General features: G+C 72.1%; 12 protein-coding genes. 1 reads left to right on the plus strand and 11 read right to left on the minus strand.

Annotation, left to right across the window (positions count from 1 at the left end; genetic code table 11):
- On the plus strand, positions 1 to 520 hold a 520-nt coding region (locus tag Mam01_RS32705; RefSeq protein WP_204289039.1), incomplete at its 5' end, for a phosphopantetheine-binding protein.
- Between the two features lie 126 nt (positions 521 to 646).
- On the opposite strand, the gene Mam01_RS32710 is transcribed toward Mam01_RS32705, so the two are convergent.
- The 11 genes from Mam01_RS32710 to pabB all read right to left on the minus strand — a co-directional run bounded on the left by Mam01_RS32710 (position 647) and on the right by pabB (position 15,383).
- Positions 647 to 1,657: a 3-oxoacyl-[acyl-carrier-protein] synthase III C-terminal domain-containing protein gene (locus Mam01_RS32710; protein WP_204289040.1), complete on the minus strand. Its 1,011-nt coding sequence runs from the start codon at positions 1,655 to 1,657 to the stop codon at positions 647 to 649.
- Positions 1,658 to 1,675: 18 nt separating this feature from the next.
- Positions 1,676 to 3,877 carry a 2-oxo acid dehydrogenase subunit E2 gene (locus tag Mam01_RS32715; protein ID WP_204289041.1) on the minus strand — a complete coding sequence of 734 codons (2,202 nt, stop codon included), beginning with the start codon at positions 3,875 to 3,877 and terminating at the stop codon, positions 1,676 to 1,678.
- Positions 3,874 to 4,104: an acyl carrier protein gene (locus Mam01_RS32720; protein ID WP_204289042.1), complete on the minus strand. Its 231-nt coding sequence runs from the start codon at positions 4,102 to 4,104 to the stop codon at positions 3,874 to 3,876. The genes Mam01_RS32715 and Mam01_RS32720 overlap by 4 nt, the downstream gene beginning before the upstream one ends.
- On the minus strand, positions 4,101 to 5,120 hold the full coding sequence (locus Mam01_RS32725; RefSeq protein ID WP_239101797.1) for a thiamine pyrophosphate-dependent dehydrogenase E1 component subunit alpha: 1,020 nt from the start codon (positions 5,118 to 5,120) through the stop codon (positions 4,101 to 4,103). Before Mam01_RS32725 ends, Mam01_RS32720 begins: the two co-directional genes overlap by 4 nt.
- 3 nt (positions 5,121 to 5,123) lie before the next feature.
- A complete protein-coding gene (locus tag Mam01_RS32730) occupies positions 5,124 to 5,954 on the minus strand; it encodes a DUF5602 domain-containing protein (protein WP_150929910.1) in 831 nt (276 codons plus the stop codon).
- Positions 5,955 to 5,987: 33 nt separating this feature from the next.
- Complete coding sequence (locus tag Mam01_RS32735; protein WP_191909863.1) at positions 5,988 to 6,680, minus strand: class I SAM-dependent methyltransferase; 693 nt, start codon at positions 6,678 to 6,680, stop codon at positions 5,988 to 5,990.
- A gap of 106 nt (positions 6,681 to 6,786) precedes the next feature.
- Complete coding sequence (locus tag Mam01_RS32740) at positions 6,787 to 8,271, minus strand: FAD-dependent monooxygenase (RefSeq protein WP_204289043.1); 1,485 nt, start codon at positions 8,269 to 8,271, stop codon at positions 6,787 to 6,789.
- On the minus strand, positions 8,259 to 10,046 hold the full coding sequence (locus Mam01_RS32745; protein WP_204289044.1) for an ABC transporter ATP-binding protein: 1,788 nt from the start codon (positions 10,044 to 10,046) through the stop codon (positions 8,259 to 8,261). The genes Mam01_RS32740 and Mam01_RS32745 overlap by 13 nt, the downstream gene beginning before the upstream one ends.
- A complete protein-coding gene (locus Mam01_RS32750; RefSeq protein WP_204289045.1) occupies positions 10,043 to 11,794 on the minus strand; it encodes an ABC transporter ATP-binding protein in 1,752 nt (583 codons plus the stop codon). Before Mam01_RS32750 ends, Mam01_RS32745 begins: the two co-directional genes overlap by 4 nt.
- Complete coding sequence (locus Mam01_RS32755; protein ID WP_204289046.1) at positions 11,791 to 13,248, minus strand: 4-hydroxyphenylacetate 3-hydroxylase family protein; 1,458 nt, start codon at positions 13,246 to 13,248, stop codon at positions 11,791 to 11,793. The genes Mam01_RS32750 and Mam01_RS32755 overlap by 4 nt, the downstream gene beginning before the upstream one ends.
- Positions 13,245 to 15,383 (minus strand): aminodeoxychorismate synthase component I, encoded by a 2,139-nt coding sequence (gene pabB, locus Mam01_RS32760; RefSeq protein ID WP_204289047.1) that lies wholly within the window; start codon positions 15,381 to 15,383, stop codon positions 13,245 to 13,247. The genes Mam01_RS32755 and pabB overlap by 4 nt, the downstream gene beginning before the upstream one ends.
- Positions 15,384 to 15,550: the final 167 nt, after the last annotated feature.

Consider the following 15,550-nt stretch of genomic DNA (forward strand, 5'->3'; position numbering starts at 1 on the left):
CATCGCCACCACAACCACCCTCACGGAAGAGCGTGGGGAGGATGGTGAGCAGATCCTTCTTCGGTACCTGCGGGGGTGTCTGCCGCAGCATCTGGTCCCTGCTCGCGTCGTGGTGATGGACGCCCTGCCGCGTACCCCCAACGGGAAGATCGATCGGAAGGCGCTACCTGAGCCGACCTCGGTGCCCACCACCGGCGAGGCCGAGCCTCCCAGCACGGAGGCGCAGCACCTGGTGGCCGAGTTGTTCGCCGGGCTGCTGGGCCGGCCCGTCACGAACATCCACGACGACTTCTTCAGCCTCGGCGGGCACTCGCTGCTGGCCACGCGGCTGGTCAGCCGGCTCAACGCCCTCACCGGAGCGTCGCTCCCGCTGCGGGTGGTCTTCGAGCACCCCACCATCGCCGGACTGGCGGAGTCCCTGCCCGCGACGGCGAGCGGGCCGGTGCGGCCGGCGGCCATCCCCAGGCTGCGCCGCACACTCGGCCGTACCGGGGCGGCGAGCGGCGTCCCGAGCGACTGAAAGACCAAGACCACGGTGAGCGACGACGAGGTCCCGCCGGGCGGCCGGCACCTGAACCGTGGACGCGCGAGCTTCACGACGGGCCGGGGGAAGCCGGGGAAGCGGGCGATCAGGCCATGGCGTACGTCAGGACCACAGGATCGTGCACGCCCAGTGCATTCCGCGGCCGTTCGTGGCCAGCGCCACGTAGTCGCCGAGGCCCAGCTCTCCCGAGGCGTGCAGGTTGCCCAGCTCGAACAGGTGGTCCGCGGCACCGAAGTGCCCGTGCTGCCGTGCGCCGCGGATGTTCGTACGGGATGTCGGCACACCGATCAGATCGGCCTGGGCGGCGATGACACGAGGATTGTCGTTGAGCAGGAGGAGCCAGGCGAGCTCGTCCTCGGTGATGCCCGCCTGCTTGCAGGCGCGGTGGACGGCACGGGCCGTACGGTCGTTGATCTCGTCCGCGAAGCCGGCCATGCGATCGGAGTCGTACTGGAAGTGCTCCATGATCTGCCACGCGTCCCGGACCTTGGGAGGCGGCGTGCCGGGCCCGAAGGGATTCGCCCCGCCGCCGTCGTCCATCCGGAAGAAGTCGGCGTAGCGGCCGTCCGTCTCGGCGTACGAGGTGCGCCAGCGCAGCGAGGTGGCGTTGCGGCTGGCCACGGCCGCCGCCGCGCCGTCGGAGAACAGCAACGAGTGGGTGTCGAGGCGGTTCCAGTACGCCTCAGTGGTGCGGTTGGCGCCGATGACCAGCGCCGTGTCGTATGACAGGTGGGTGGCGAACCGGCCGGCCAGGGTGTCGAAGGCGGTGACGCCGCCCGCGCAGCCCTGGTCGACGAGTACGGCCTCCGCCCAGGAGAGGCCGAGCCGGTGGGCGACCGCGGCCGCCGCGTCCCAGTAGAGGTACTCCGCGATGTCTGTGATCGCTAACACCAGGAGGTCGACGTCGCGGGCGGCGACGCCCGCCGCGGCGAGGGCCTGGCCGCCCGCTTCGACGGCGAGATCGGTCAGGCCCGTCCCGGGGGCCGCGCGATGCACGAAGTCGTAGCCGTACGCGAGCACACGTGCGACGTCCTCGGTGTAGTCGGCTACCACGTCCTTGACGGGCACTGGCTCGCCCACTTCCGCTGCGAAGGCGATCAGCCCGAACGTCATCAGTCCTCCATCACGCCGTCAGGCGACCAGCTGGTCGAGCCGGTCCGGCTCGCGGAGGTTGTCCGCGACCGCTCGCAGGAAGGCCACCGCTTCGGCGCCGTTGACGACCCGGTGGTCATAGGCGAGGCCGAGGACGACGACCGTGGTTGTAGCGAGGACTCCGTCGTGGAGCGCGAGCTGCCGACGTAGCCCGCCGACGGAGAGCATGCACAACTGCGGCCACATGACGATCGGTTGGACGAACACCACATCGGCCTCAGTGTTGATCGAGATCGTGATCGTACCGCCATCGAGCTCGGATGTGGTGAAATCACCTCCCCGCCACGCTTTCATGCGGAAGTCCATCAGGTCGTCGGCGATATCGGCGATGGATCGGCTCGCGCAGTCCCGGATGACCGGCGTGTAGAGGCCGCGTCCCGCGTCGATCGTGACCGCGACGTGTGGCGTCTCGGCGAGCGCGACCGTCCGCTCGTCCACGAGACTGCCGAAGAGATGGCCGAAGCGGTCGTGGGCGGCGGCGACCGCCTTCACCACGGCCTCGGGTACGCCGACCTCGGCGCCGGATTCCTCCGACAGCAGGCGCAGTCTGGCGAGGAGGGGGTCGACGCCCAACTCGACGGCGGTGAAGGCCGCCGGCACCTCCTTGTGGGCCCGGCTCACGACGGCGGCGGTGCCCCGCTGCACCCGGTCGAGCACGTACGTCCGCCGGTCGGCCGGGGACGGCTCGGCCGGCGGGCAAGCCTGGGCAGGCTGGGCGGCCTGCGCGGGCGCCGCGGGTGGCTCGTCACCACCGGCCGTCGCGTACGCCGCGACCGTCGCAGGCGCCTCGCTTCCCGGCCGGCTCCCCGCCGCCGTTTGCAATGGAGGCGCGAGTTCGTGGAGTTCCGCGATGACGGCGCCGACCTCCACCTCGGTGCCGGCGCTCGCCGAGATCCGCAGATATCCCGCCGTCGGCGCCTCGATCTCTTCGACCGCCTTGGACGTCTCCAGTTCGACCAGGGGAGCGCCCGCCTCGACCCTGGCTCCGTCCTCGGCCAGCCAGCCGGTCACCAGATAGTGCGTGTCGTTGCTGTTCAGCTTCGGCACGACGAGCGGCACAGCGAGTGGTACTAAGACAGATTCGGCGGCGACCTCGGCGACGGGCTCGGCGACAGACCGAACGACCGGAGCCGCGACGGGCTCGGCGACGACCGCGGCGCCTGTCTTCAGCATGTCGAGGCGCTCCGCGACGGCCTCGGCGATGTGCCGCTCGCCCAGCAGCACCCGGTCCTCCAGGTGCCGGGCGGCCGGGATGATCGAGTCGGCCGACGACAGCCGCAGCACCGGGGCGCGCAGGCGCGGCCACAGCCGCTCGTACACCAGCGCCGCGATGTCGGAGCCCCAGGTGCCGCCCGCCGTGCTCTCCTCGGCGACGGCGACCAGCGCGGGCCGTTCCAGCAGCGGCAGGACGGGCTCGATGTCGAGGGGATACAGGCGCCCGGGCACCAGCAGGTGCGCGGTGACGCCCCGCTCCCGCAGGAGGTGGGCGGCGGCGAGGGCCCGGTGGGCGACGCCGCCGGGGCAGACCAGCACGACGTCGGGAGCGGCGCCGTCCACGGGGGTCACATGCGCCCAGCCGGGCGCGTCCCCGGTGAGCGAGGAGCGGAAGTGCTCGTCCACGACCCCGTCGGCGTACGCCCGCCGGGTGTAGAGCACCTTGTCCTCGAAAAGCAGCGCGGGCCCGTGGTCGAGAGCGTGCGCGAGCAGCCCGTACGGATCGTGGAACGGGCTGAGCTCGTACAACGCAAGGTTCGGCATGCCGACGAAGTGCTTCTGCACGCTCTGGCTGTGGGTGGGCCCGTAGCCGCGGCGGCCGCCGACCGGGCAGCGGAGCACGACCGGCATGGGCAGCCGCCGGCCGTACATCGTCACCGACTTCGAGATCAGGTTGAGCACCGGGTCGAAGACGAGCGCGGCGAAGTCGCCGAACATGACCTCGGCCACGACCTCGTCCCCGGCGAGGGCGAGACCGGCCGCGACGCCCGCGAGGCCGTTCTCGCTGATCGGGGTGGAGAGGACGCGGCCGGGATGCCGGTCCGACAGACCCCTGGTGACCTTGAAGGCGCCGCCGTAGGGGTCGGCGACGTCCTCGCCGAGAAGGTGCAGGCCGGGGCGTTCGGCGAACAGCCGGTGCAGCGCGCCGTTCAGGCTCTCCGCGAGCCGGGGCGCGAGCGGTGTCATACCGCGACTCCCCGCGTCCGCAGGGTGTCCCGCAGCGCGCCCACGGAACGGCACGCGCGGGCCTCGCGCGCGCTCAGCCGCACGCCGTAGGCCCGTTCGACGGAGCCGATGATCTGCACGTGGCGCAGGCTGCTCCACTCGGCGGCCGTGGCCGTGCCGGTGTTCTCGTCGACCGTCTCGGCGGGCATGTCGAGGATGCCCGCGACCAGGGTGATCAGTTCGTTCACTGCACGGCTCCCGCGTCGGCCACGTCGGCCCACCGCGACGGCGGGCGTGCCGCCACCTCGGCGGCGATCCGGTCCACCTCGGCGCGGACCCGCTGGTCGATCTCCCGGAAGCGGGGACCGAGGCGCGCCTCCAGCTCCGCCTGCCAGTCGTCCTCCCACAGGGCCGTGACCTCCTCGGCCGGGCGGGTGTCGTCGCCCTTGCTGTGCGGGCCGAGCCGCCGGGTCAGGAACCGTACGACCGCCGGCCCGCCGCCGTCGCGGACCCGCGCGATCACCGGCCCGGCGGCGGCGCGGATGGCCGGGATGTCGTTGGTGGCGATCTCGGCGTACTCGACGCCGAAGGCGCGGGCCCGTCCGGCGATGGTCCCGGAGAGGTGTGCGCTCGTGGGGGTGGACTGGGCGATCCCGTTGTCCTCCACGACGACCAGCACCGGCAGCCGCCACAGCGCCGCCATGTTGAGCGCCTCGTACACCGCGCCCTCGCCCCAGGTGCCGTCGCCGACGTAGACGGCGGCGATCCGGCCGGTGCCGGCGCGCCGGTGCCGCAGCGCGACGCCCGTCGCGAGCGCCACGCCCTCGCCCTGCACGCCGGTGGACAGGAACCCGGGCCGGTGGAGGTGCTGGCTGCCGCCGACGCCCGCGCAGACCGCGCCCTCCCGGCCCATGATCTCGGCGAGCAGCCCGGCGGCGTCGCCGACGTGGGCCAGGTAGTGGCCGTGACCGCGGTGGTTGCTGACCACGAAGTCGCCGTCGAGCAGCGGGGCCAGCGCCACCGGCACGTACTCCTGCCCGATGCACGTGTGCGTGGTCCCGCTCAGCGCGCCGGCCTCGAACATCCGCAACAGCGTGCGCTCGAAGTGGCGGATGCGGACCAGTTGCGCCACGTCGTCATCCGACAAGCCGGAGACGGCGTCCGGCAAAGCGGGGACGGCGTCCGGCAAAGCGGGGACGGCGGCGCCCGCCGCGCGGGCCCGGGGGCCTTGGGCCTCGCGCGACGGGCCGAGGGTGCCGGACACGACCTACGTCGCCTTACGCATCCGCATGCCGCCCAGCGAGATCACGTAGTCGTTGGTGGCGGCGTCGTACTTGATGCCGTAGAAGGTCGGGTAGTAGCCGGTGCGCTGGTACTCCTGCGGCTGGCGGATGTCCGACTTGAAAGTGGGCTTGGTCAGCAGCCACTTCCGCGTCGCCAGCGGCTCCTGGAAGATGAGCCTGCCGTCGTGGGAGCCGTAGACGAAGACCTCGCGGAACTCCTCGGCGCTGCCGACCGGCCCGAAGTGCCGCGTCGTGTCAATCCAGTGGAGGCCCATCTGGGGCTTGGTCATCTCCACCGGGTTGCCCGGCTCGGAGATGTAGTCGGGCGCGATGTACTTCTTCTCCGGCACCTTCCCGGCGCGGTCCGGGTGGACCTTGGGGTCGATCTCCATGACCGCGTGGTGGTCGGGCGTGTAGAAGTGGAAGGCGAAGTGCGGCTCGCCGAAGATCTCGGCCGGCTTGCGCCCGTGGCTGTACCAGTTGAGCATCACGTGGTTGAAGACCGTGGCCTTCGCCTGCTTCGGGAACTCCAGGATGGTCTCCGTCGGCGGGACGGTGTCCTCGGTGGGCAGCCCGTCCAGCGCCGTCGCCGACAGGCGCACCCCCACCTCCGTGGGGTTGCCGTCCTGGTCGATGATGACGTACGGCCGCGCGGTGCCGTGGCCCACGGTCTGCGCCTCGCCCGAGTAGGTGGTGGTGTACCACTTGGCGTTGGCGAGGTTCAGGGCGCAACCGCTGGTGAGGGATACCGCGGCGCCGAGCGCCGCGACCACGACGGTGTACCGCCGCGGCGTCCTGGGGGGTGAGATGTTCATCGGCGAGTCGCCTTCCAGACGGTGACGGGTCGTTCAGTCCTGGGTGCCGTAGACCGAGACGTGCCGGAGGCAGCCCGGCGCGTAGTCGGCCTCGGTCCAGTCGGAGTAGCGTTCGAGCAGCCGCAGTCCCGCGTCACCCGCCATCTCGTCGAGCTGCCCGGCGGTGTAGTACCGGAACTTCACGGGGTAGAGCTGGATGCCGTGCGCGGTGAGCAGCACGTTCTGGATGCTCAGCACCTGGTGCCCGGGGTCGCGGAGGGCCGCGCTGAGCACCACGTGGTCGACGTCGAGCAGTGAGGTGGCGACGTACTGGTCGTGGGTGAAGCGGGAGTCGTCCACCTCCATCGTCTCCACGACGAGCCGGCCGTCCTCGGTGAGGATCTCCGGGACGCGCCGCATGTACGCGCGCTGCGCCGGTTCGGACAGCAACGCGCCGAAGGTGCCCTGTGCGAGGAAGACGAGTGAGAACTTCCGCCCGAAGTCGATTTCCTTCATGTCGCCGACTTCGACGGTCACCTTTTCCGCGCCCGGCTTCGTGCGAAGCTGGTTGACCATTTCCCGGCTGACTTCCACGCCGAACACCTCGACGCCGGTCCCCGCCAGCGGGATGCCGATCCGGCCCGTTCCGATGCCCGCTTCCAGCACCGGCCCGGCCCCCGCGCGGTTGCGCAGGAACTCCACGATGGCGGCCACTTCCACCGGGTCGTCGTTCACGACGTCGAACACGGAGGCGATCGCATCGCCATACGATTCGGCTGAATAATTTCGCATGGCCCGCCTCCGGAGTTTTCCGACGCTTTTTAAGTGCAATTCATTGTCGGAAAAGCGGCTCTCACGTTTCTCTCCGCGCGATACCGGCGGGCCGCGGTTCGCCGCACCAGCGGCGCAGCGCCGCCCCGAGTTCGCCGGCGTCGGCCCCTCCGTCCCTGCCGCCCCACGCCACGTATCCGTCGGGCCGGACGAGGACCACGGGCGGGCAGCCGCGCCCGATCGGCTCGGCGAGGGCCGCGGTGACGACCCGGCCGGACCAGCCGTCCGGTCCGGCGGTGACGCCCGGAGGGCCGGCCAGCACGAAGCGGCCGTCCCGGAACCGCTCGAACAGCCGCGTGCCGTCGGTCAGCGGCCGGTCGGGGACCCGCCGCCCGGCCCAGGAGCCGCCGTCGCCCGCCGGATAACGCAGGGTGAGCCCGGACAGGTGCTCCAGGTTCACCCGCTGGATCGCGCGGACGCGGACGAGCTTCGTGACGACCTGGCGGACCAGCCGTGCGGCCAGGCCGTTCGAGGTCTCGAACCGGAAGGAGAGGTCGGTCTTGCGCAGGGTCGCCGCGGCGATCGGGTAGCGCTCGTCCTCGTAGCTGTCCAGAAGTCCCGGCGGGGCCCAGCCGTCGAGCTCCGCGCGGAGCTTCCAGCCGAGGTTGAACGCGTCCTGGATGCCTGTCTGCAGGCCCTGTCCGCCGGAGGGGATGTGCGTGTGGGCGGCGTCCCCGGCCAGCAGCACCCGGCCGACGCGGTAGCGCCGGGCGTGGCGCTGCGAGCTGCGGAACCGCGACAGCCAGATCGGGTCGTACGGCTCGACGTCGATGCCGAGGATGCCCGCGCAGCTCTCCCGCAGGTCCGCAGGGGTCACCGGCAGCGACGCCGGGACGTGCATCTTCTCGTGGTCGAAGACGATGACCCGGTAGGTGTCGTCCCTGAAGGGGAACAGCGCCACCATGCCCCGGCGGGTGATGCGGGCGTAGGCGGGCGGCGACGGCGGGTTGCGCAGCCGCATGTCGCCCATCATGACCGACACGTCGTAGTTCCAGCCCTCGAAGTCGACACCGACCGCCGCGCGCACGGTGCTGTTCACGCCGTCGCAGCCGACCACGTAGTCGGCGCGCTCGGTCGTCACCACGCCGTCCGGGCCGCGTACGTCCACCTCGGCGGACTCCGCGTCCTGGCGCAGGCCGACCACCTCGGCGCCGGTGCGGACCACCGCGCCGGCCTCCTCGGCCGCGGCCTGCAGGGCGGCCTCGGTGCGGTGCTGCGGCACGACCAGGCTGTACGGGAACGGCGTGTCGAGCAGGCCGTAGTCGAGGTAGCCGTTCCGGTCGCCCACCGGCGGGTGCGGGCAGGGGCGGCCGTCGGCCAGCAGCCCGGCGACCCGGCCGCGCATGTCGAGCAACTCCATCGTGCGGGGCTCCACGGTGAAGGCCCGGGACAGGGCGGCGCGGCTCGACCGCTTCTCCACCACGAGGCAGTCGACACCGCCCGCCGCCAGTTCGCCGGCCAGCGCCAGCCCCGAGGGGCCGGCGCCGACGATGATCACACGTGACACTGTCGACTCCTCGTTGGCGGGGCGGGGCGGTAGTGCGTCCGCATCTCCGGGGACGTCCGCAGCAGCTCGGCCAGCGGGCCCGCGGCGACGATCCGGCCGTCCTTCAGCAGCAGCACCTGGTCGGCCCGCTCCAGCAGGGCGGGCCGGTGGGAGACGGCGAGGCAGGTCGCCGAGGTGGCGAAGATGCGCCGCCACAACTCCTGCTCGGTCTCCACGTCGAGCGCGCTGGACAGGTCGTCCATGACCAGCAGCGCGCTGTCGCGGGCGAACATCCGGGCGGCGGCCGTGCGCTGCGCCTGCCCGCCGGACAGGCGCACACCGCGTACGCCGATCTCCGTGTCGAGCCCGCCGCCGAGCCGCTCCAGGTCGGGGCCGAGCACGGCCAGGGCCGCCGCCCGTTCGACCCGGCCGTCGTCCGGCAGGCCGAGCAGCACGTTCTCCCTGATCGTGCCGGACAGCAGGGCGGGGTTCTGCGGGGTGTAGGCGACCCGCGGCGGCACCATGAAGTCACCCGGGGCGTCGACCCGCTCCCCGTTCCAGCGGATATCGCCGTCCTGCGGCGCGTAGAGGCCGAGCACGGTGCGCAGCAGCGTCGTCTTGCCCGACCCCACCGGGCCGGTCACGACCGTGACGGTCCCCGGCCGGAGCGTGAAGGACGCCTCACGCACGCCTCGCCCGGAGCCGGGGAAGACGTGCGTCAGCGACCGCGCCTCCAGCTCGCGCAGCGGCTCCGGTTCCGGTGGCACAGTGGTGAGGGACGCGTCCTCGCGCAGGTGCAGCGGGTGGTGCTCGACCAGCGTCCGCGAGGGCGTGCCGGGCAGCATGGCGGCCGCCCGTACGAACGAGACCCGGGCCTGCTGGTAGGTGCGCACGAGGTAGCCCATGAAGGACGTGTAGTCGGCCACCTGCATGAGATAGGTGGAGAACAGTACGAAGTCGCCGGTGGTGAACTCGCCGGACCGCATCCGCCCCGCCGCCAGCAGCAGGATCAGGCCGGAGCCGATGCTCGCGGTGCTGTTGAAGACGGAGTCGATGGCGAGGCTCTGCACCTTGTCGCGGATCATCGCGGTCTTGCGCGCCTCGTTGTCGCGGCGCAGCCGGGCGACGACCTCGCGTTCCCGGCCCGCCGCCTTGATCGCGCGGGTCGCGGACACGATCTCCTGGATGGTCCCGGTGACCTGGGCGGTGGCCGCCCTGCTGCGCACCCGGATGCGGTACGCGCGGGCGCGGGCGAGCTGCGCGAGGACCAGGACGACCGCGAGCGGCGCCATCACGACCAGGGTCACCTGGACGTCGACGCTGAGCAGGATCGCCAGCCCGCCGCCCGCGAAGATGAGCCCGGACATCATGTCGAAGCCCCAGCCGCCCATCATCGCGATGGCGTCGCTGTCGTCCCGCAGGGTGGAGATGTTCTCGCCCGCGGCGGCCGGCAGCGGCTGCGCGCCCGGCTTGCGGAACACCAGGGCGAGCAGGTTGCGCTGGATCAGCCCCCGGGCGCGCAGGTACCAGCCCGCCCAGGCCACGGTCGCGCCGACGATGGCGACGCACCGGGCGAGGCCCGCGCCCACGGCGACCGCCACCACCGTCCAGACGGTGATCCCGGCGGGCGCCCGGCCCTCCAGGACGTCGAACAGCAGCTTGCCGAGCACGCCGGGCAGCAGCGGCCACAGGTGGAAGACCGCCCACGCGGAGGCGGCCAGCAGATAGCGCCAGGGGCTGTAGGTGATCAGCCGCCAGAGGAACCCCAGCGGGGAGGGCTCGGCCGGTCCGTTCATGTGAGCACCTTCCCGACCTGGTAGAGCCGCGCCAGCCGGGAGCCCGGGTCGGCCAGCAGGCCGGCGGTGGCGCCCCGCTCGGCGATCGCGCCGGTGTCCAGCACGATCACCTGGTCCGTACGGCGGATCGTGTCGAGCCGGTGGGCGATCACGATCGCGGTGCGCCCGGCGAGCATCCGGTCGAGCGCGCGCTCCACCTGGGCCTCGGTGACCGGGTCGAGCCTGCTGGACGGCTCGTCGAGCACGACCAGCCCCGGATCGGTCAGGAACACCCGGGCCAGCGCGATGAGCTGCGCCTGCCCGGCCGACAGGGTGCCGGGCGAGATCCGCGAGGAGAGCCCGTCGGGCAGCCCCTCCAGCCAGGGCCGCAGCTCCAGCACGTCGAGGATCTCCAGCAGCCGCCGGTCGTCGGCCCGCTCGTCGAAGAAGGTCAGGTTCTCCCGCAGGGTGGCGTCGAAGATCTGCACGTCCTGCGGCACGAACCCGATCCGCGACCGCAGCGACGCCAGGGCCGCCTCGCGGACGTCGACGCCGCCGACCAGCACCCGGCCCCGGCCCGCGTCGTACAGGCGGAACAGCAGGGAGGCGATGGTGGTCTTGCCCGCGCCGGTCCGGCCGACGAGCCCGAGCGTGGTCCCCGCCGGGACGTCGAACGACACCTCCCGCATGACCATGCCGTCCGCTGACTCGTTGTCGGGGCCGTAGCCGAAGCTGACCTGGTCGAACCGCACCGACAGCGGGCCGGAGGGGATGGTGGCGGTCCCGTCGGCGAGGGAGGACCGGTGGGCGAAGAGTTCGGCGATGCGCCGCGTGGCGGCCATCGCCTGCTGCAGCGTCTGCACCTGGTGGCGCAGCACCTCCATGGGGGTGTTCAGCATCGCGGCGTACGCGACGATCAGGTAGACGCCGGACAGAGACACCACGCCGTCGCGGTAGAAGACCCCGCCGTAGCCGAAGGCGATCGCCGTGCCGGCGGTGAACGCGATCGAGAGCACGACCCAGATGGCGCTGCCCCAGCCCTCGGCCCTTACTTTCACCGGCAGCCAGGCGCGCAGGTGCCGGTGAAAGCGCGCCATGGCGTAGCCGGTGGCGCCGGACGAGCGCAGGTCCTCGGTGGCGAGGGTCGCCTCGCCGACGTAGCCGAAGAACCGGGCGCTCTGCTCCCGGTCGTCCTCCCACTTGAGCCCGGCGATCCCGGCGATCCGCGACAGCGCCAGATAGCTCAGGATCGTGACCGCCGTGAAGGTGAGCCCGACCCGCCAGTCGAGGGTGGCCAGGGCGATCAGGATGCCCAGCACCAGCAGGACGTTGCCGGCGATGTGGAGGATCAGGCTGGAGAAGAACTCCGCCACCTGGTTGACGTCGCCGTCGATGCGCTCGATCAGCTCACCGGGCGGGCGGGACTCGTGGAAGGTCAGGTCCAGCGACAGCACGTGCGCGGTCAGGTCCTCGCGGGCGGCGTTGGTGGCGATCCACGAGACCCGCTCGCTGGCGTACGCCGACACGATGCGCGCGGCCTGCCGCGTCACGGCCACGGCCAGGAACACCGCGGCGATCCCGACGAGCGTGCTCTCGGCCCGGCCGAGCTGGACCGACTCGATGAAGTGCGCGGCGATGCGCGGCTCGGCGATCTCCAGGCCGATGGAGAAGACCAGCAGACCGGCCATGACCGCGACGGCCGCCGGCTGCGACCCCACGTAGGCGCGCAGGAGGGTGCCGGCGGTCATCGGCGGCCGGGCGGTGCTCACCCGTCCTCCAGTTCGTAGCCGTCGAGGCACCGGCCGGCCAGCGCGGCGTACCGGCCGGGGTCGCCCTCACGCACGAGGGCGGGCAGGTAGACGTGCGGCGCGCCGTGGTAGAAGCGCTCGTACTGGTCGTGCCGCCCGGCGAACTCGCTGCCCACGGCGTCCCAGGCGAGCTTGAACAGCTTGATCCGCGACTCGGCGTCGTACCCGGGGGACTTCACGTACTTCCCGAGGAGCGCGGCGACCTCCGGCCGCAGCAGGTCGCGGTAGGAGGACGGCAGCTGGATCAGCCCGCCGCCCGCCAGCAGCTTGATCTCGTTGATCACCTTGGGGTACAGGTCCGGCCCCACGGCGAGCTGGGCGTACGCCGTCTCGCGGTGCGGCATGACCGCGTCGGCGCCGGGCACCGGCTCGCACAGCTCCTCGGCGGCGACGACCAGCGCCTTGGCGGTGTTCACCCACGACAGCAGCTTCCCGATCTGCATCCGCACCGGCGGCATGTCGTAGACGTTGTTGGCCTTGGCGACGAGGATGGCGATCCCGGTGAGGAACTCCAGCTTGGTCCAGAACCGGGTGGCGCCGTGGTGGACGAAGCTGACGAACGCCGGGGTCTTCCAGAACTGCGCGTGGCAGGCCTCCGGGTCGCGGTAGGCGAAGACCCGCTCCCACGGCACGAACACGTCGTCGTAGACCACGAGCGCGTCGTTCTCGTCCAGGCGGCTGGCGAGCGGATAGTCGAAGACGCTGGTGGCGCGGGCCTCGTAGGAGGTCCGGCTGACGAAGGAGATGCCGGGCGCCGCCACCGGCACGGAGAAGCTCACCGCGTAGTCGGCCTCGCTGGGCGGCATCCGCTGGGTGACGCCGACCAGGATCTCGTCGGCGAGTGCCGCCGCGGTGCCGATCATCTTGGCGCCGCGCACGACGATCCCGTCGTCGCGCTCGGCGACGACCCGCAAACAGAGGTCGTCCTCCATCTGCTCCGACGGCGCCTTCGTACGGTCGATCTGCGGGTTGACCAGCGTGTGCGCCTGGTAGAGGTCGCCCTCGGCCATCCGCCGCCAGTGCGCGAGCAGGTTGGCCGAGCCGTCGAAGCCGTCGCGGGCCAGCACTTCCGGCACGGTCGCCATCCCGGCCACCGCCGAGGCCATGTAGTCGGGGGAGCGGCCGAGGAACCCGAACGTCGCCTCCGACCACAGCTTGAACGCCCTGCCCTTGGCCTTGAGCTCGTCCTTCGTCCGCGGGATCTGGTAGGCGCGCGACACCGGCCCGTCGACGCCGGGCACCGACGCCGTCAGCGTCTCGGGGTGCTCCGCCGTCAGGTCGTACAGGTCGGCGATCGAACGGACCGAACGCCGGAAGGCGGGATGGGTGGTCAGGTCGTCCACCCGTTCGCCGTCCAGCCAGATCGTCCTGCCGTCGCGCAGCGCGTCGAGGTAGTCCTTGCCGGTCCTGGTCATCGTGCCGCCTCCGCCCAGCGCAGCCCCGGTTCCGACGCCGACAACGGGGGCCCGGCCACGCGGAGGGGCGCCCGTGCTTTCAGCAGCATCTCCTCGAACTCCTCGGCGGGATCGGAGTCGAGCACGATCGCCCCGCCCGCCCCCACGGTCAGGCCCTCGGCGGTGGCCACGGCGGTGCGGATCACGATGTTGAGGTCGGCCGTGCCGTTGTGGCCGAGGAAGCCGATGGCGCCGGAGTAGACGCCGCGCGCCGTCTGCTCCATCTCGTCGAGGATCTCCATCGTGCGCAGCTTGGGCGCGCCGGTCATCGACCCGCCGGGGAAGCACGCCGTGACGCAGCCGATCGCGTCGACGTCCGGCCGCAGCGTTCCCTGGATCGTGGACACCAGCTGGTGGACGGTCGCGTACGTCTCGACCGCCATGTAGCTGGGCACGTGGACCGAGCCGACCTCGCAGACCCGCCCGAGGTCGTTGCGCAGCAGGTCGACGATCATCAGGTTCTCGGCCCTGACCTTGGGGTCGGTCGTCAGCCGGGCCCGCAGCCGCAGGTCCTCCCGGCGCCCGCGCCCCCGGGCCGCGGTGCCCTTGATCGGTTTCGTCTCCACGGTCCGGTCCGGCCGGATCCGCAGGAACCGCTCGGGGGACGAGCAGAGGACGGCGAAGCCGCCCAGCCGCAGGAAGGCGGCGTACGGCGCGGGGTTGGACGCGCGCTGCGCGAGGTACAGCTCCAGCGGGTCGCCGGTCACGGGCAGCCGGGTCTGGGTGGTCAGGCAGATCTCGTAGCTCTCACCCTCACGCAGCTTGCTCCGGCACGCCTCGACGTCGCGCAGGTAGCCGTCCCTGGCGCGGAGCAGGCCGGGCTCGGGGTCGTGGCCGTCGGCGGCGGGCGTGTCGGCGCCCGGTGGCGGCCGCCACCGGGCGAGCCGCCGTTCGGCGCGGGCCAGCCACGACGACGCGGCGGGGTCGTCGGGAGAGCGGGTCAGCGCGATGAGGTGGGTGGCCTGCTGCTCGTGGTCGACCACCACCAGGCGGGTGGCCGACAGCCACACCGCGTCGGGCGTGGCGGCGCGGTGCCGGCACGGCGAGCCCAGCTCGGCCCTCAGCTCGTAGCCGAAGTAGCCCACGTATCCGCTGGTGAGGTCGAAGGGCACGTCGGGGACGTCGAGGACCGGCTCGGCGAGCCGCGCCCGGAGGGCCTCGAAGATCGACTCAGGCGTGGTGACGGTCTCCGGGCCCGGCCCGCTCCGGATCGTGAGCCCCTCGCCGACGGAGTAGCTCAGGATCTCGCCGTCGCGGCCCTCCGGCGCGCCGAGGAAGGAGAACCGCGACAGGCCGGGCTCCACCCGGCTGCTGTCCAGCCAGAACGCGTGCTCCAGACCGCCGAACAGGTCCGTGAACGCCGCCGCCGTGTCCACCTCGTACGGCACCACGCGGTGCAGCAGCCGCCACGGACGGACGGCGGCGGGCGGCGTCTCGGGCGTGATGGGCGCCGGCCGGACGGCCGCCCGTCGCGGCGCCCGCGCCGGGCGCAGCGGCCTGCCCTGCTCCGCCAGCGCCTTCGCCACGAGGCGGCCGAAGTTCTCGACCAGTTGGGCGCCGAACTCGGTCGCGATCGACTCGGGGTGGAACTGCACTCCCCAGAGGGGGCGCTCCCGGTGTCGCAGCCCCATGAGCACGCCGTCCTCCGCCCACGCCGTCGGCGTGAGGGAGGCGGGCAGGCCCTCCTCCGGGACGCACAGCGAGTGGTAGCGCACCGCCTGGAAGTCCTGGGGCAGTCCCTGGAAGAGGTCCTCGCCGGTGTGCCGCACGCGGGTCAGGTGTCCGTGGCGCGGCCGGGGCGCGGGCACCACGTCGGCTCCCGAGAGCAACGCGATCGCCTGGTGACCGAGGCAGACCCCGAGAAGCGGGACCGTGGTGTGCGCCACCACCTGCCGGACGGCGCCGAGGTCGCGGTCCCGGCCCGGATGGCCGGGGCCGGGGGAGACGACGATCGCGTCGAACTCCCCGATGTCCAGACCGGGCCACGCGGCGTCGTCGTTGGTCACCACCGTCGGCTCCGTGCCGTACACCCGGGCCATCAGTTGAAAGAGGTTGTAGGTGTACGAATCATGGTTGTCGATCAGTAGCGTACGCATACGGTCCCTCATCTCGACCAGTAAAGCTACGACTTGCATAAACCGCGGCCTGGTCGCGGACAATGCGAAAAGAGCGAGGTGAGAGCGGGCTGAGAGCGGGGCCCGGCGGGCGAGAGCGGATTGATACGGCAATGGATATCCGCCGCGAATACGTTCACGAGGCCAGA

Origin of the sequence: Microbispora amethystogenes (assembly GCF_016863015.1) — a bacterium.
Lineage (GTDB): Bacteria > Actinomycetota > Actinomycetes > Streptosporangiales > Streptosporangiaceae > Microbispora > Microbispora amethystogenes.